Source organism: Azorhizobium sp. AG788, from assembly GCF_004364705.1.
Taxonomy (GTDB): domain Bacteria; phylum Pseudomonadota; class Alphaproteobacteria; order Rhizobiales; family Xanthobacteraceae; genus Azorhizobium; species Azorhizobium caulinodans.
Window position 1 is genome coordinate 1 of record NZ_SOBM01000014.1, and the last position, 15,699, is coordinate 15,699.

Annotated in this window: 13 protein-coding genes; 2 read left to right on the forward strand and 11 right to left on the reverse strand. The window is 67.0% G+C overall.

The genetic code is table 11. The annotated features are described in order from the left end of the window. Positions 1–90: 90 nt before the first annotated feature. The 3 genes from DFO45_RS24580 to DFO45_RS24590 form a co-directional block, all read right to left on the reverse strand. Positions 91–507, reverse strand: a complete 417-nt coding sequence (locus DFO45_RS24580) for a hypothetical protein (protein WP_133866947.1) — start codon at positions 505–507, stop codon at positions 91–93. Positions 508–737: 230 nt separating this feature from the next. Next, positions 738–1,391: an aspartate/glutamate racemase family protein gene (locus DFO45_RS24585; protein ID WP_133866948.1), complete on the reverse strand. Its 654-nt coding sequence runs from the start codon at positions 1,389–1,391 to the stop codon at positions 738–740. Further along, positions 1,392–2,846 carry an MFS transporter gene (locus DFO45_RS24590; RefSeq protein ID WP_133866949.1) on the reverse strand — a complete coding sequence of 485 codons (1,455 nt, stop codon included), beginning with the start codon at positions 2,844–2,846 and terminating at the stop codon, positions 1,392–1,394. Positions 2,847–3,056: 210 nt separating this feature from the next. On the opposite strand from DFO45_RS24590, the gene DFO45_RS24595 reads away from it, so the two are divergent. Next, the gene (locus DFO45_RS24595) at positions 3,057–3,899 is read left to right on the forward strand and encodes a MurR/RpiR family transcriptional regulator (protein WP_133866950.1); all 843 of its coding nucleotides are present in this window, start codon (positions 3,057–3,059) and stop codon (positions 3,897–3,899) included. Positions 3,900–3,935: 36 nt separating this feature from the next. Here DFO45_RS24595 and DFO45_RS24600 read toward each other — a convergent pair whose 3' ends face one another. The 5 genes from DFO45_RS24600 to DFO45_RS24620 form a co-directional block, all read right to left on the reverse strand. After that, a complete protein-coding gene (locus tag DFO45_RS24600) occupies positions 3,936–4,721 on the reverse strand; it encodes a glucose 1-dehydrogenase (protein WP_133866951.1) in 786 nt (261 codons plus the stop codon). A gap of 63 nt (positions 4,722–4,784) precedes the next feature. Further along, positions 4,785–5,900, reverse strand: coding sequence for an acetoin dehydrogenase dihydrolipoyllysine-residue acetyltransferase subunit (locus DFO45_RS24605; protein ID WP_133866952.1), 1,116 nt, complete (start codon positions 5,898–5,900; stop codon positions 4,785–4,787). 115 nt (positions 5,901–6,015) lie between these two features. Then, complete coding sequence (locus tag DFO45_RS24610) at positions 6,016–7,038, reverse strand: alpha-ketoacid dehydrogenase subunit beta (protein WP_133866953.1); 1,023 nt, start codon at positions 7,036–7,038, stop codon at positions 6,016–6,018. A 26-nt stretch (positions 7,039–7,064) separates the two neighbouring features. Then, entirely contained in the window at positions 7,065–8,048 is a 984-nt protein-coding gene (locus tag DFO45_RS24615; RefSeq protein ID WP_133866954.1) for a thiamine pyrophosphate-dependent dehydrogenase E1 component subunit alpha, read from the reverse strand. A gap of 16 nt (positions 8,049–8,064) precedes the next feature. Then, positions 8,065–9,096 carry an NAD(+)/NADH kinase gene (locus DFO45_RS24620; RefSeq protein ID WP_133866955.1) on the reverse strand — a complete coding sequence of 344 codons (1,032 nt, stop codon included), beginning with the start codon at positions 9,094–9,096 and terminating at the stop codon, positions 8,065–8,067. Positions 9,097–9,414: 318 nt separating this feature from the next. Between DFO45_RS24620 and DFO45_RS24625 the strand changes: the two genes are divergently transcribed. After that, positions 9,415–11,394: a sigma-54-dependent Fis family transcriptional regulator gene (locus DFO45_RS24625; protein WP_133866956.1), complete on the forward strand. Its 1,980-nt coding sequence runs from the start codon at positions 9,415–9,417 to the stop codon at positions 11,392–11,394. 13 nt (positions 11,395–11,407) lie between these two features. Here the strand turns inward: DFO45_RS24625 and DFO45_RS24630 are convergent, their stop codons facing one another. From DFO45_RS24630 to DFO45_RS24640, 3 genes are all read right to left on the reverse strand, one after another. Next, complete coding sequence (locus tag DFO45_RS24630; RefSeq protein WP_133866957.1) at positions 11,408–12,805, reverse strand: PepSY domain-containing protein; 1,398 nt, start codon at positions 12,803–12,805, stop codon at positions 11,408–11,410. A 70-nt stretch (positions 12,806–12,875) separates the two neighbouring features. Continuing rightward, positions 12,876–15,095: a TonB-dependent siderophore receptor gene (locus DFO45_RS24635; RefSeq protein WP_133866958.1), complete on the reverse strand. Its 2,220-nt coding sequence runs from the start codon at positions 15,093–15,095 to the stop codon at positions 12,876–12,878. Positions 15,096–15,224: 129 nt separating this feature from the next. Then, positions 15,225–15,608: a hypothetical protein gene (locus DFO45_RS24640; RefSeq protein ID WP_133866959.1), complete on the reverse strand. Its 384-nt coding sequence runs from the start codon at positions 15,606–15,608 to the stop codon at positions 15,225–15,227. Positions 15,609–15,699: the final 91 nt, after the last annotated feature.

Here is a 15,699-nt window from a genome sequence, read left to right on the forward strand (position 1 = left end):
ACGTTCGCTCAACAGGAACAAGTCACCCATCACGGCCTCCTCAATGGAGACCGTGAATCACATCTAGAACCAAATTAATAGGTCCTGAGCCTAGGGCTGCGGCAAGGGATCAGATCCTTCAAAGCCTTGCACGGCGACGTGGCCGTCGGGTCCGACCACCACGCTCACGCGGCGCTTGCCGGTGCCGTCAATCAGCACGAGGCCGGAGCCGCCGCCGGTGTTGAGGAACAGATAGGACGATGCCCCGCCGGGGCGGTCGAACTTCACGTGCGCGCCCTTGTCATCGATCTCGATCGCCGCAAACGGGCCGTTTCCGTCGGGATTGGAGAGCACCAGGGAGGGACGTCCATCCGCATCCAGCGCCAGCCTGGCCTTGGGCGTCGCGTCGCTTCCGAGCAACACGACCGACGGCGTGCCGCCGGCTGCCGAAAGGATGAGCCGGGGCTCACCGGCGGGATCAACGATCCGGATTTCCTGCGTGATGATCGGGGGCGGAGCGTCTGGCATGCGTCCTCCTGGTGCGGTGCGACGGGCGGCTGGCGCTCGCCGGAAGGGCGCGAGGGCCGCGGCCTTGCCGGAACGCTGCCCTTCTGGGCCGACGTCGCCCGCCGAACAGCGCTTCGCGACTGACACATGCAGCTAACCATATGGGACGCATATGAGCTTTTCGGTTTGAACGCTCCTTGGTACGGTTCGGCTGGAAACCGGCCGGTGGCCGACATCCAGCCGCGACAAGGTCAGGCGGCACGGTCGAGCAGATGCTCCACCGCGCACGGAATGGGACCAAGGACGGGCACCGGAAAGAGAGGGCGCAGCCGGTCTGCCGCTGCCCCCAGCGGCCCGCCGCCGATGATGACGGCCTGGGCGCCGTCGTCCTCGATGCTGAGGCGCACCAGTTCACCGAGGGTGCGATCAAGGGCTTCGGCGTTCCCGGCCAGCGCCCGCGCATCACCATCCGAGCAGCGCGCACCGGCATAGAGACCGCCCAGCCCGAGCGCCTCGGCCTTGGCGGCAATGTGGTCGAGGAGGTCCGGCGTGACCGTCGCCACCGAGAAGCGCCTTCCGCCTTTGGCCGCAGCGAGCATCGATGCTTCGCAGATGCCGACGACGGGAATATCGACCTGTGCGCGCAGGACATCGAGGCCCGGATCGCCATAAGCGGAGACGATGATGCCCAGGCAGTTTTCGCCATGGGCGGCGCCCAGTTCCACCACTTCAGCTGCCGAGGCTTCCAGCTCCGGCACCGTGACGATCATGGCGGGGCTGCGGGTCGCCGTCGCGCAGACGATGGCAACCCTCTCGCCAGCGGCCCGCTCCGCGATCGCGCACATCATGTCCGTGGTCGCGGGGGAGCTGTTGGGATTGATGAGAAGAATATGGGGTTGTGACATTCAGGCCGTCGCAGGCTTGCCCTCTGTTTGCGGCGTCGGTGACAGGTCGTCCTCGACGGACCGGTTCACGTCTTCCATGGATTTGCCGTAGGTCTCCGGCCCGAGCTGGATGCAGAGCGCGAACACCGCATACATGCCGGCGGCCAGCGCGAAAACGCCCACCATACCGTAATGGTCGAACAGCGCCCCGGAGATGGTCGGAATGAAGGAGCCAGCCGCCGAGCCGGTGGCGAGCATAAAGGCGACCCCGAATGCGCGGATACGGGTGGGGTAGAGCTCGGGTGCATAGATCCAGATCGACGTGTTGAGCAGCAGGACGAAGAACTGGAACACGGCGCCGAACAGCAGCACCAGATAGATGTTGACCCCGAGATAGATGATAGACAACGCGGCAACGCACGCCAGCACGGACCCGAAGGTCAGGACCCTCTTGCGGGGAAAGTAATAGCCGAAGCACGATGCCGCGATGGCGCCGAGGACACTGCCGCTCTGGATGATCATGGCGTAGAGCAGGCTGCCGGAATAGGTGTAGCCCATGGACACGAAGATGCTCGGCATCAGCGTCAGCACGGAGAGTTGGGCGCCGTAACTCATCAGGATGGCGATCGCGACGGCCACCGTCCGGCCGAGATACGGCATGCGGAACAGGTCCCGCCAGGCGCTTTTCGGCGGCGGCTCCGCCGTGTCCGCCACGGTCAGGAAATTCTGGACGGGCACGTCGGTGCGGGCGAGCGAACCGGAGGCGAGGCGCGACAGGACCTGATTGGCCTCGGCAATCCGGTTCTGCGCCACGAGGAAGCGCGGCGTCTCCGGGACCAGGCGGCGATAGAAGGTGACGAGGAGGGCAGGGAGGGCGAGGGCGGCAAACAGCCAGCGCCATCCGTTTTCGCCCGGAAACAGCGTGAAGATCAGCAGGCCGAAGGCGGGAGCAAGGAAATTGCCGAAACCGCCCGCCGCCACGTTCACGAGGCCCGCCGCCGTGCCGCGGAAACGAGGCGAGCAGAATTCGGCGAGCATGGTGACGGCGGTGGAGATCTCGCCACCGACGCCGAAGCCGACGACCGCGCGGGCGAAGCAAAGGGCCGTGAAATTGGGCGCCACGGCGCACGCCGCCGAGCCGATGGTAAAGAGCAGAAGGTTGATGGCCAGCATGACGCGGCGGCCGTAGCGGTCGCCAATGATACCCGAGAGGAGGCGGCCGAGCGCCGCGCTGCCGAAGGTGATGGTGTTGAGGAAGCCGATGTCGGCGCCTGTCAGCCCCCACTGGGCGCGCAGGGCGGGGCCAGCGACGCCGATGGTGTTCTGCTCGAAGCTGTCGAACAGACAGCCGATGAGGATGAGCAGGATGATCTGCTTGTGGGCGCGGGTGAGGCCGATCTTGTTGAGAGCGCCTTCCAATTGTCGGATCGCGGGAGACGCGGGCTTGCCGGCCTCCACCAGTGCTTCAGCTGCCATGGTTCCGTCTCTGGTTATGAAATTATCTTTTCAGATCGTAGCACAAGAAATCGCAGTTTCCAGTCGTGAAACGGCCATTCTGTCTATTTTTCTCGCCGTTGCGTGCTTGTCTGATTATTGGGCAGAAAGGCGTCCCAGCCTGTCCGTGCGTTTGCCGGCCCGACGGATGCCGGATAGGAAGCTGAAAATGAGTTTTCGTGGGAGCGCAGCATGATTGCCGAAGGCCCTTCCTTCCTCGCGCGGGTCCGCGGCATCCTCGAAAGCCTCAGTCCGGCGGAACGGCGGCTCGGGGATTTCGTCTGCGACTTTCCCGGCGAACTGGCCGCCTATTCGGCCTCGGAACTGGCGGCCCTCGCGCAGGTGTCGAACGCGACCGTGTCGCGCTTCATCCGCCGGCTGGGCTATGAAAGCTATGAGGAAGCAAGGCGGCATGCGCGCGCCGAGACGCAGACCGGATCGCGCCTTTTCCTCGCCCGAGCAACAGACGCGCGCGGCGAGCAGTCGGTCCAGGCCCATGCGGCCCAGGGCATCGCCAATCTCGAGGCCACGTTCCAGTCGGTTTCGGAAGGGCAGATCAACAGCGCGGTCGAAGCCCTGCTCGGCGCCCGGAAGGTGTGGGTGCTGGGATTCCGCAGCAGCCATCCTTTTGCGGACTATTTCCGCTGGCAGATGACGCAGGTGATCGAGAACATCGTCGCCATCCCGGGCGCCGGCGAGACGCTGGGCGAGCATCTCGTGAGCGTGCGCCCCGGGGATGTCTTCGTGGCTTTCGGGCTGCGGCGGCGCGTCGCCCATTTCGACGATCTCTTGGCCATCGCTGAAAAGAACGGGGCGAAGGTGCTTTACGTCACGGACGAGGGGGCGCCTCCGCGCCCGACCGCGGCCTGGCATTTCCGCTGCCAGACGCTGGCGCCGGGGCCGCTGTTCAACCACGTGTCCGTGCTCGCCCTCTGCCATCTCCTCGTGACGCGGGCCATCGAGAAGAGCGGCACATCGGGGCGCAAGCGGTTGCGTGGCATCGAGGCCATCGGGGATAGCCTGGAAGAATTGTGACGCGCCGCCACGCGGGGCGGCGGCGCGCGGTTTTCCTCAGACGAGGACCATGCCGCCATCCACCAGCAGCGACTGGCCGGTCATGAAATCGGAGTCGGACGAGGCGAGGAAGCGCGCAACGCCCACCAGATCGTCCGGACGGGAGGCCCGGCCCAGCAGGGCACCGGCGGCGAAGCCATCGAAGGCTTCGTTTTCCTTGTGCGTCAGGCCGCTGTCGCGGAACCCCTTGTCGATGGTCTTCCACATGTCGGTGGCGACCACGCCCGGGCAGAAGGCATTGGCCGTGATGCCCTCCTTGCCGAAGGCGCGGGCGGCTGCCTGGGTGAGCGCCACGACCGCGAACTTGCTGGCCGAATAATGCGCGAGCGGCTCATAGCCCTGCTTGCCGGCGATGGACGCGGTGTTGATGATCTTGCCGCCACCGCCCTGGGCGCGGAAGGTCTTGACGGCTTCCTGCATGCCGATCAGCACGCCCATGGCATTCACATCGGTGACGAAATGCCAGTCGTCCTCGGTGATGTCGAGGAAAGGGCGCGTCTGGGCGACACCGGCATTGTTGAAGAGAACGTCGAGGCGCCCGAATGCGGACACCGCCGCATCGATCATGGCGCGCACATCGGCGCGGCGGCGGACGTCCACGGCGATTGCCTTTGCGGTTCCTCCGCCGGCGGTGATCTCGCCTGCCACCCGGTTCGCGGCCTCTTCTGAAAGGTCAGCCACGAGGATGCGTGCGCCATCGGCCGCCAGCGCCTTGGCGATGGCGGCGCCAATGCCGCCGGCGGCGCCGGTGATGACGATCGACTTGTTCTGGAGATTGGGCATGGGTCCTCCTTGGCCGTCCTGGGTCGGACGGCGCCTTGTTCCTGGAGAGGGGAGAAAAGCCGGTCAGCCGGCGACGTGCTTGAGCAGGAGTTCGTTGACCCGCCCTGCCTTTTCCATCTGCACCATGTGCCCGGCCTCCGGCAGTACATACACCTGCGCGGTGTCCGCGAGCGCCTGAGCGTGGGCGGCGGGAATGATGCGGTCGCCCTCGCCGAAGACGACGAGCGTGCGTGTCCCCGCTGCGCGTGTCTGGTCGGCGAGCTGGCTGGCCTGCCGGCCATCGGGAAAGAGGCCGTCCGCAAGCGCCCGCAGGGCCGTGTCGACACCATCGATGCGCTTGTATTTCAGCACGTCGTCCACCAACTGCCGCGTCACGGTGGACGGGTCGTGGAAGAGATGCTCCAGCACGGGCTTGAGCTCACGCCGTCCGGCGGCCGAAACGAAGCCGGCGATGTAATCGCCATTGATCTCCGGCCCGAGCCCGGCCGATGCAATGAGGGCAATCGAGGCCACACGGGACGGCGCATCGACCGCCACCTGCTGTGAGAGCGCCCCGCCCATGGAATGGCCCACCAGATGGGCGCGCGCGATGCCGAGGGCATCCATGAAGCCGAGTACGGCCGTCGCGAGGCCCGGCAGGCTGGGGTCGCCGAGCGCCTTCTCCGATTGCCCATGGCCCGGAAGATCGAGGGCATAGACGGTGGCGGCGGCGCCCAAAGCGTCGATATTGAACAGCCAATTGTCGAGATCGCCGCCGAAGCCGTGGATCAGCAGCACCGTATCCTCGCCCTCGCCCCGGCGGGCGTAGCGCAGGCGCCCGGCCGGCGTTTCGACGAATTCATAGCGTGGTCCGGCCTCCGCGGCGTCCTCCCCCTCCTCGGCAGGCACGGCATAAGCGGCGACAAAGGCATCGATCTCGGCATCGGGCACATCATCGTCCGCGATGACGCCGATGAGCGCCTTCACGGGATAGACCGTCTGTGGCTCGCCGAGGACGCGCCGCAGCGTGCCGGCCTCGCCGGCTTCCACCACCCCGGCAATCTTGTCCGTCTCAACTTCGAGGATCTCGTCGCCGGCGGTGATCTTCGCGCCAGGCCGGACGAGCCAGCCCGTCACCTTGCCCTCCGCCATGGAGAGCCCCCACTTGGGCATGACAATGGGATTGATACGCGCGTTCATTCCTGTCTCCCTCGGCGCCGGGCCACGTGTCTCCGCGGGCCGATGCCGGTTTGAAGCTGAAGCTCTGGATCGTGGCCGGGCCGCCCGGAGGCGTCCCGGCCTCGCGGGGCGCGCCTCAGGCGGCGAGCGCCTTCGCAGTGATGCGCGACACCGCCGCCGAGACGGCGTCGGCGGAGGGGATGTAGAGGTCCTCCAGCACGGGCGAGAACGGCACAGGCGTGTGCGGGGCCGTCACCATCTGCGGGGCCGCCTTGAGGGCCCCGAAGGCATGCTGGGTCACGTAAGCGGCGACATCGCTGGCGATGGAGCAGCGCGGATTGGCCTCGTCCACCACCACCAGGCGACCGGTCGCCTCCACGCTCTCGATCACCGTATCCCAGTCCATGGGCGAGAGCGTGCGCAGGTCGATGACCTCCGCCTCGATGCCTTCCCGGCGCGCAAGGTCTTCCGCGGCCGCCAGGGCGCGGTGCACCGTGAGGCCGTAGCCGACGATGGTCACGTCCTTGCCCTCGCGGGCCACGTTCGCTTCGGCGAAGGGGATGGCATAGGCCTCTTCCGGCACATCGCATTCGTGGCCATAGAGGGCCTTGTGCTCACAGAAGATCACCGGGTCGTCGTCGCGGATCGCCTGGATGAGCAGCCCCTTGGCGTCATAGGCATTGGAGGGACAGACCACCTTCAACCCCGGAACATGGGTGAAGAGGGGGGTGAGCATCTGGGAATGCTGGGCGGCGGCGCGGAAACCGGCGCCGACCATGGCGCGGATCACCACCGGCGTCTTCGCCTTGCCGCCGAACATGTATTTGAACTTCGCCGCCTGGTTCAGGATCTGGTCGAAGCACACCCCCATGAAGTCGAGGAACATCAGTTCCGCCACAGGGCGCATGCCGCAGGCGGCGGCGCCGATGGCCGCGCCGATATAGGCGCTCTCGGACAGGGGCGTATCCATCAGGCGGTCGCCGTGCTTGGCATGCAGGCCCTTGGTGACGCCGAGCACGCCGCCCCAGGCGTCCGCCTCGCCGGGCGCGCCGGCACCGCCGACGATGTCCTCACCCAGCACGATCACCGTGGGGTCACGGCGCATTTCCAGATCCAGCGCCTCGTTGATGGCCTGCTTGTAGCTGATCTTTCGGCCCATGGCCGTCCTCCCTGTTTCTTGTGTGATCAGTAGGCGACGTAAACATCGGTGAGCAGCTCGCGCGCAGCGGGCAGGGGGGCCGCCTTGGCGGAGGCCACCGCATCGTCGATGAGCGCCGCCACCTCGCGGTCGATGAGGGCGAGTTCGGCGTCCGAGATCACGCCGGCGGAGGTCACGCGGCCGGCGAAGAGGGTGAGGCAGTCGCGGTTGGCGCGGTTGTAGTCGTTCTCGCCCTTGGCCTTGTACGTCTGGGCGTCGCCCTCGAAATGGCCGAAGAAGCGCACCATCTTGCATTCCAGCAGGGCGGGTCCCCCGCCGGTCCGTGCTCGCCGGATGATCTCGCCGGCCGCCTCGTGCACGGCGAAGAAATCCGTGCCGTCCACGGTCACGCCGGGCAGGCCGAAGCCGGCGGCGCGATCCACATAGGAATCCACGGCCGTCGCATAATTCACGGAGGTGGATTCCGCATAGCCGTTGTTCTCCACCACGAAGATCACCGGCAGGTTCCAGATGGCAGCGAGGTTCATGCTCTCCAGAACCGTGCCCTGGTTGGAGGCGCCGTCGCCGAAGAAGGTGATGCCCACACCGCCATCGCCTCGGAACTTCGCCGCCAGCGCGGCGCCGCAGATGAGCGGGGCGCCGGCGCCGAGAATGCCGTTGGCGCCCATCATGCCCTTGGCGAGATCGGCAATGTGCATGGAGCCGCCCTTGCCGCGGCAGGCTCCGGTGGCCTTGCCGTAAATCTCCGCCATCATCTCGTGCACATCCACGCCCTTGGCGATGCAATGGCCGTGACCGCGATGGGTGGAGGCGATGCGATCGATGTCCGTGAGATGGGTCATGATGCCTGCGGCACAGGCTTCCTCGCCGGCATAGAGATGGACGAAGCCGGGAATGTCGCCCTTGGCGAATTCCACATGCAGCCGCTCCTCGAAGTCGCGGATCGTCCGCATGGTGCGATAGGCGGCGAGCAACTCCTCCTTGCTCAGGGGGAAAGGCGAATTGGTCATCAGGCATCCTCCGTTGCTAGGCGTAAGCGTGAGACGGGACTGAGCGCAGCAGGCCGCGTGTGCCGGCCGTGCGCATGACCGCGGCGACATCGACGGTGCGGAAGGCGCGGTCGGTGAGGGAGATCGTGACGCTCTGGTGCGGGTCGAAGGAGAACTCCCGCTCGCCGTCGAGCGCGATGGAACCCGCCGGCAGGGTGGGCAGACAGACCTCGCCGGCCGGCAGGCGGCGCCAGCCATCGACGCCGATCGGTGCGACGAGGCCCGGGGCGATGGGCGCCCGCACCACATGGCGGGCGGTGGCCTCCGGCGCGAGCCGTAGCGCAAGGCCGCCCGTCTCGCCGCGGCCGACCGGTTCCACCAGCCCGGCAATGGCCGCCATGCCGATGCTTTCCGGGTCCGCGAAGGTCACGAAGAGCTCGCTGAAGGTCTCGGTGCGCCACAGTGCCCGTGCGCCCACGAAACGGTCCGTGACGACGGCGACGTCCACCAGAGCGATTTCAGGCGCGCCCCCGTCGAGGCTCACCTCCAGCCGCTTGTTCCAGGCATAGGCCGTGGCGGCCGAAACGGCACCCGTCACCGCAAGGCCGGTGGCGAGCCCCGTGATGGTCGGCTCCCGATGCTCGGGAAAGGCGTTGTTGGTGCCGGTCGAGATCCCCGCGACGGGAACATGGCCGCATTCGGCGAGGACCGCACGATGGGTACCATCGCCGCCCAGCACGATGATGGCGCCAACCCCCATGGCCGCCATGAGGCGAGCGGCCCGGCGGGTGTCTTCGACGGTGCCGCTCACCGGCATGTCGAGAAGCGTCAGGTGCGGGAAGGGCTGCTCTTGTGCGGCGCGCTCCAACCCGCGCCGGACATGGGCGCCGATGCCGCCGCGCTCGGGCATCATGACGGCCTCGGTCACCCCGCAGGCGGCGAGGGCGGCGAGCGCGCGCAGGACGATGTTCGCCCGATCGGTGATCTGGAGACTGCTGGCACGCGCCACCACGCGGCGGATGTCGCGTGCCGACACGGGATTGGCGATGATGCCCACGCTGGGCGGCATCCATTTTCTCCCTGACGTTTCCCTTGCGGCGCGAAATCTTCCGTCCCGTGCCATTGGCGGACACCACGCAAACAGCGGGCCAAACGGCGCCGGTCCGTAAAGTCTTTGCTGTTGAAGGGAAATTCAGGAAGCACGCTCTGTGGCGCGGCTGCGGCTGTGGCGCCACACCTGTTGCACGGGCCGCCACAGCTGTGGCGCGTGCGCTGCAAACCATTGCGGTGCAACGATGCGCGACGCTCCGTCAGGCTGCGCGTCACGCTTGCGATGGGGGGCGTTCGGGGCGACACTTGCGCAAAAGAACGATCTGGGAGGATCGTCATGCGCGAGGAACAGGCCGCTCATATCGATGAGCTGGTGCGGGCTGCCAGTGGCCTTGGCACGCGGCGCGACAGCATCATCGAGGAATCCTGGCGGCGGTGCGTCAACCAGCACAATCTCGATCCGGTGGTGCTGCGGGACCCCTGCATCCTTCCTCACCAGCGGCTGCGCGAGCATCAGGAGGCGATGGATGAATTCCTGCACACCGCCCGCTTCGGCGTGGAGACGCTCTACCGGGAGGTGGCGGGGCTCGGCTATGTGCTGCTGCTGACCGACGCCAAGGGCGTGACCGTCGATTTCATTGGCGATCCCACCTTCGATAACAATCTCATGCGGGCAGGCCTCTATCTGGGCGCCGACTGGAATGAGCCCCATGCCGGTACCTGCGCGGTGGGCACCTGCATCGCCACCGGCGAGGCGCTGGTGGTCCACCAGACCGACCATTTCGATGCCACCCACATTCCCCTGACCTGCACCGCCGCGCCCATCTATGACGCCCGCGGCTCGCTGGCGGCGGTGCTCGACATCTCGGCGTTGCGCTCGCCTGAGCCCAAGGAGAGCCAGCATCTCGCGCTGCAACTGGTGAAGAGCTTTGCGCGCAAGATCGAGAGCGCCCATCTGCTGAACCGCTTCCGCCGCGAATGGATTCTCAAGCTCGCGCCATCCCCGGAATTCGCTGATGTGGACCCGGCCTATGTGATCGCGGTCGATGGGGCGGGGCGCATCATCGGCTTCAACAATGAGGCGCGGCGTCTCCTGATCCGCGAGCTGGAGCGCCAGCCCGCCGGTGCGGACACGCGGACCATCGCCGGACGCCAGCTCTCCGACTTCTTCGAGCTGGAGGTGGACGATTTGCCCCGGCTCGGCCATGCTCGGCCGGTCACGCAGCGGATGGTCCGCTTCCGCGCGAGCGGGCTGCCCCTGTTTGCCCAGAGCCTCGCCCCGCCGGCGCGGGTCTCCGCCCCGGCCGTGCCGGCCGCGCCGCCGGACCTGCCCAAGCCGCTGCAGGCGGTGTTCCATGATGATCCCGCCATGGCGCAGGTGGTGGGGCGGGCCGCCAAGCTGGTCAACACCCAGATGAGCCTTCTCATCTGCGGCGAGACCGGCACCGGCAAGGAGCATCTGGCCAAGGCCATTCATGCCGCCAGCGGCCGGGCCGCCAAACCCTTCGTGCCGGTCAATTGCGCGGCCCTGCCCGAGACGCTGATTGAGGGCGAGTTGTTCGGCTATGAGGCCGGCGCCTTCACGGGCGCTGCCGCCAAGGGCAAGCGGGGGCTCGTCAGCGAGGCGGATGGCGGCACATTGTTCCTCGACGAGATCGGCGACATGCCTTTGTCTTCCCAGACGCGCCTGCTGCGCGTGCTGGCGGAGCGGGAGGTGACGCCGCTCGGGCGGTCCCGTGCCATCCCGGTCAACATCCGCGTCATTGCCGCGACGCACCGCGATCTGGTGACCGAGGTGAAGGGGGGTAGGTTCCGCGAGGATCTCTACTTCCGCCTCAACGGAGCGATCCTGACGCTGCCCCCGCTGCGCCACAGGACCGATTTCGACTGGCTGGCCGACCGTATCCTTGCCGAGCGATGCCGCAGCCTCTCGCGGCGCATCGAGCTCTCCGCCGACGCACGGGAGGCGCTGCATGCTCATTCCTGGCCGGGCAACATGCGGGAGCTGCTGAACGCCCTCGACTATGCGCTGGCCGTTGCCAGCGGCCCCCTGATCGGCCGCGAGGACCTGCCGGATGGCATCCGCGCGGGATGGCAGGGGCGGGATCTCGCTCCCGCGCATATTATGCAGGGCGGAGATGTGGCCGCTTCGTCCGAGCGGACCCGGCTTCTGGCCGATCTTCGCCAGCATGACTGGAACATCTCGGCGGTCGCCCGCGCCCTTGGGGTGGACCGCACCACGATCCACCGCCGCATGCGACGCCTGCAAATTGCCTCCCTTCGCGAGCGGAGCACCGGTCTGGCGGACGGGGACTGAGCGGGTCGGTGCATCACGCCACCGGTCCCAATCCTTCCGCAATACGCCCCGCCAGGAGGTCGAGCCCGAGGACTGCGATGAGCGATACTCCGGCAAGCGGGAAGACAAGGCACAGCGCGAGAACGATCAGCGCCAGCACACGGAGCGTTGGACGGGCGATGGGCTTGGGCGCTCCGAGGCGCCCCGCTGGACGGCGGCGCCACCACATGATCGGGCCGGAGATGCAGAGGAAGACGATGGCGAGGCAGGGCAGCAGCATCACGAGCTGGTTGGGCAGGCCGAAATAATTGCCCATGTGCAACTGCACGCCGAGTTCCACCGCCTTCGCCATAGGCCCGTAGTCCCCGAAGCCGATGTCGCCCAGCACCTGGCCGGAGTACTGGTCGATATAGAGGGTGCGCTGGCCTTCGGGCTGGTCCGGATAGACGAAGGCGATGTAGGTGCCGAGCGCATCGCGCGGCAGGCTCAGCCGGTAGGGGGCGGACATGCCGGCATCCGCGATCACTTGAGCCACGGCATCGAGGCCGATGGGCTGTGGCGTGCCGGCGGCGCGCGGCGCGGGCGCTGTGCCATGATGATGTGCGTGCGGGTCCGCGGCTTGCGATGACGGGGCGGGCTCATTCTCCAGCGTCCAGGGGGCGGCGCCGTCGCTCGCCTCCTTGACCGTCAGGTGTGACTGGAGGGTGGCGCCATGGGTGCGGAAGGTCTCGGGGTAACCGATGCCGGCGACATCGGCACCGGCCCGCAGGAGATCGCCCCAGATGCCCGCCCAGGGCAGCCCGGTGAGGATGAGGAAGAGCACAAGCAGGGCGCTCCAGAAGCCCACCGCGCTGTGCCAGTCCTTCCAGAAAGCCCGCTTGCGCAGGCCGGAGCGGGGCCGGAACAGCGGCGGCTTTCCCCCGCGCGGCCACCACAGGAAGAGGCCGGTTACCGTGAGGATGAATCCCCAGCAGGCGGCCAGTTCCACCACCGCATCACCCAGCGGCCCCAGCATCAGCGAGCCGTGGGCCACATCCGCAAAACCCACCAGCGTATGCGTATAGACATACGATCCCAGCACCTTGCCGCTGCCGGGATCGACGAAGACGCGCAGGGGCGCTCCACTGGGCGGCGTGACGAATACCTGCACGCTGCGGCCCGCGGCGGTAGGCGTGTCGATGCGCGTGACGGTGCCGCCCGGTACGAACGCGGCGGCAGCGCGCGCGATCTCGCTCAGAGGAACCTCGGTGGCGCTGGCGGGCACGAGCCGCAGGTTGGGATAGACGAGGTCGTTGATCTCGTCGTTGAACAGGTAGATGGCGCCGGTCACCGCGAGGATGACCAGAAACGGCGCGCAGACGAGACCGGCATAGAAATGCCAGCGCCAGACGGCACGATAGAAAACGGTGGCGGACCAGACAGTGTCGCGCATGGCTCATCTCCCGCATTGGGACAGGAGGGGCGGACGGAAGCCGTGGCTCCGCCCGCCGGTTGTGCGATGTTCAGAACTTGGCGGCGTAGGAGAGTTCGACGCTGCGGGGCGCGCCCAGGAAGACCTGGCTGGAGCTGTAGCCGGACCAGTCCGCATAGAAGGCGTTGGTCAGGTTGCGACCGCGCAGCCGCAGCGTGCCGCGGCCGATCTCATAGCTGACCCAGGCATCCAGCACGGTGTGACCCGCCACCTCGATGGTGTTGGCATTGTCCGTGTAGAAGGAGCTGACGTACTGCACCGATGCGCTCAGCGTCATCGGCAGCGTCGGCAGCTTGTAGTCCGCCATCAGAAAGTAGGTCCATTCGGGCACGTTGGGCGGCCGGTTGCCGGCGAGATTGGAGCCTGCCGACCAGAGCTGCGTGAATTCGGCGTTGATGTAGGACGCATTCGCCGTGAGCTTGAGCTGGTCTGTGACGGCCACCGCCAGTTCCGCTTCGGCACCACGCGAGCGCATGCTGCCGCCCTGGACGGTCAGCGACGGATTGGCCGGATCGCGGGTCAGGGTGTTGTATTGCTCGATCTGGTAGACGGAGGCCGTCGCCACCGCCCGGTTGTCCCAGAAGGTGGACTTGATGCCTGCCTCGATGGAATTGCCGGTGGAGAGCTCGAAGCTCGCATTGGCCATGTTGCTCAGCAGCAGCGTCGTGACCGGGACGGTGGCCTGATTGTACTGCGCGAACAGCGCCGTGCCGGACGTGATGTTGTAGACGGTGCCGAGCCGCCAGGTCACGCTCTCGTAATTGTTGCTGAAGCTTGAGTTGGCCAGCGTGTTGAGATTGTAGATCTGCCGGTCGAGCTGGATCGCCTCGTAGCGGATGCCGCCCACCACCAGCCAGTTGGACGTGATGTTGATGGCATCCTCGGCGAAGACCGCCGCCTGATCCACCTGGCTGTCGTAATTCTGGCGGGTGGAGAAATTGGCGGCCGTATCGACCGGGAAATAGCCCCGGTTGGGGAAGTAGGGATTGACGGGCGTGGTGGTGCCGAAGCGCCGCTCGGAATCGAAGTTCGTGTGGATGTAGTCCGCGCCGATCGCGAAGCGGTGGCGCATGTTGGCGATCATCCCATCATATCGGGCGCTCAACTGGTCGGACCACACCTGCTGGTCGTGGGTGATGAGGGTGGTGGTGCGGTCGAGCAGCCGGGTGGCCGTGTTGTAGGTGAAGTCCTCGGAATTGGCCCAGCGCCGGTCGGCGGTGTAATAATTGAGGTCGTTCCGCAGCGTCCAGGTGTCGGTCAGTTCGTATTCCGTGCGGTTGCGGGCCCACACCGCATCGGATTTCATCTCGCCGTTGAGGACGTTGTAGTTGCGGTTCCACAATGCCCGGTCGATGACCATGCCGCCGGGCGCGGAGACCACGCTGGACGGAGAGAGCGCCGCGGAGCGGGCGATGAGCGGCGTGCCCTGATAGGGCGTCTGGTAGTCGTCGTGGAAATAATCGACCGACGTGGTGGTGGTGAGCCGGTCCGACAGGGCGACGGTGGCGCCGAGCGTGATGGCGGCCGTCTCGGATCCGGTGTCGGTGATATAGCCGTTGGACTGGCTGTAGAGCGCGCTGGCCCGCACGGCGGCGTTCTGGCCGAGGCCAACATTGTAGTCGCCGCCCACCCGCAGCGTATCGAAGCTGCCGTAGCTCAGGAGCGCCTGCCCGGTGTTCTGGCCGAGGATGGGCTGCTTGGTGACAAGATTGATGGTGCCGGCCAGCGCGCCATTGCCGGAGATCACCGAAGCCGGGCCCTTGAGCACCTCGACCCGGTCGAAGCTGAAGCTGTCGTAATTGCGCGAGACCATCAGCGGATCGGGCACCTGCATGCCGTCCAGCATGTAGCCGACCGCGCCGCGCGAAAAACCGCGGATGGAGGTGACGCCGGGCTCGCCGGGCAGATTGCCGGACATGACGCCGGGCACGGAATTATAGACCTCGGTGAGCGTGCGCAACCCGCGATCCTGCATCTGCTGCTGGGTCACGATGTCGATGGCGGCCGGCGTCTCGAACGGCGTCAGGCCGACCAGCGTGCCTGTCTCGTTCTTCATGTTGAGCCGGGCGATGTCCGGCAGCACCAGTTCCTCGGCGGGTGAGACGGCCTGGACGGAAACCGTCGGCAGCTCGACGGCGCTCTGGGTCGGCGATGGCGCGGCCTGCTGGGCGAAGGCGGGGGGAGCGAGGGTTCCGGCAAGAAGCAAAGCGATGCCGGCGCGCGAAACGCGCGGCGTGAAAGGGCGAGGCATGGGATTTCCACCTTGATGTGCGGGGACGGCGAGCGGCCGCGCGCTCGGACGGCGATCCCCGGCCCGGATGAGCGTGCAGGATCGCTCGCGAACCAAAGACGCGCGCGGGACCGATGCGGAGAGGCCGTATCAGGCGGAAAGAGGTGGGCCTCGGGCGTCGAAGGAGGACGCGACGTCCCGGCGGACAGCGCCCTCCAGTGCCGGGGGCGGCAGAGGCCGCACGAGGCTGTAGACGAGCGGGCTGAAGCGCGTGGTTGGCGGGGGCAGGAGCCCGGCCCAGCCGAGCATGGTGCAGCCGACGATGCAGCACGGCGGCAGCTTGGGGGCCGGATCACCGGGCGTCCCGGTATCCACGCTTGTTCCAGAGGGGGCGCAGAGCGTGAAATCGTGCGCGGTGCCATCCAATTGGACCTGCGCGCCCGCGAACACGCCAGTGACGAGCAACTGCACGACGAGCAGATACGCCGCGCCCAGCGCGGTCAGATATCTCCAGGTCGATAGATGGCGCCCCACTGCACACTCTTCCGCAACGAGTCAGGAGACCTCTTATAGGTCAACTGCAACGGCCGTTCTTCGTAATTGGCCGGGTGCGACATTGTGTCGA

Excerpts from the sequence above, each read along its gene's own strand:
- DFO45_RS24580 (WP_133866947.1), bottom strand. The coding sequence starts at position 507 with ATGCCAGACGCTCCGCCCCCGATCATCACGCAGGAAATCCGGATCGTT.
- DFO45_RS24585 (WP_133866948.1), bottom strand. The coding sequence starts at position 1,391 with ATGTCACAACCCCATATTCTTCTCATCAATCCCAACAGCTCCCCCGCG.
- DFO45_RS24590 (WP_133866949.1), bottom strand. The coding sequence starts at position 2,846 with ATGGCAGCTGAAGCACTGGTGGAGGCCGGCAAGCCCGCGTCTCCCGCG.
- DFO45_RS24595 (WP_133866950.1), top strand. The coding sequence starts at position 3,057 with ATGATTGCCGAAGGCCCTTCCTTCCTCGCGCGGGTCCGCGGCATCCTC.
- DFO45_RS24600 (WP_133866951.1), bottom strand. The coding sequence starts at position 4,721 with ATGCCCAATCTCCAGAACAAGTCGATCGTCATCACCGGCGCCGCCGGC.
- DFO45_RS24605 (WP_133866952.1), bottom strand. The coding sequence starts at position 5,900 with ATGAACGCGCGTATCAATCCCATTGTCATGCCCAAGTGGGGGCTCTCC.
- DFO45_RS24610 (WP_133866953.1), bottom strand. The coding sequence starts at position 7,038 with ATGGGCCGAAAGATCAGCTACAAGCAGGCCATCAACGAGGCGCTGGAT.
- DFO45_RS24615 (WP_133866954.1), bottom strand. The coding sequence starts at position 8,048 with ATGACCAATTCGCCTTTCCCCCTGAGCAAGGAGGAGTTGCTCGCCGCC.
- DFO45_RS24620 (WP_133866955.1), bottom strand. The coding sequence starts at position 9,096 with ATGCCGCCCAGCGTGGGCATCATCGCCAATCCCGTGTCGGCACGCGAC.
- DFO45_RS24625 (WP_133866956.1), top strand. The coding sequence starts at position 9,415 with ATGCGCGAGGAACAGGCCGCTCATATCGATGAGCTGGTGCGGGCTGCC.
- DFO45_RS24630 (WP_133866957.1), bottom strand. The coding sequence starts at position 12,805 with ATGCGCGACACTGTCTGGTCCGCCACCGTTTTCTATCGTGCCGTCTGG.
- DFO45_RS24635 (WP_133866958.1), bottom strand. The coding sequence starts at position 15,095 with ATGCCTCGCCCTTTCACGCCGCGCGTTTCGCGCGCCGGCATCGCTTTG.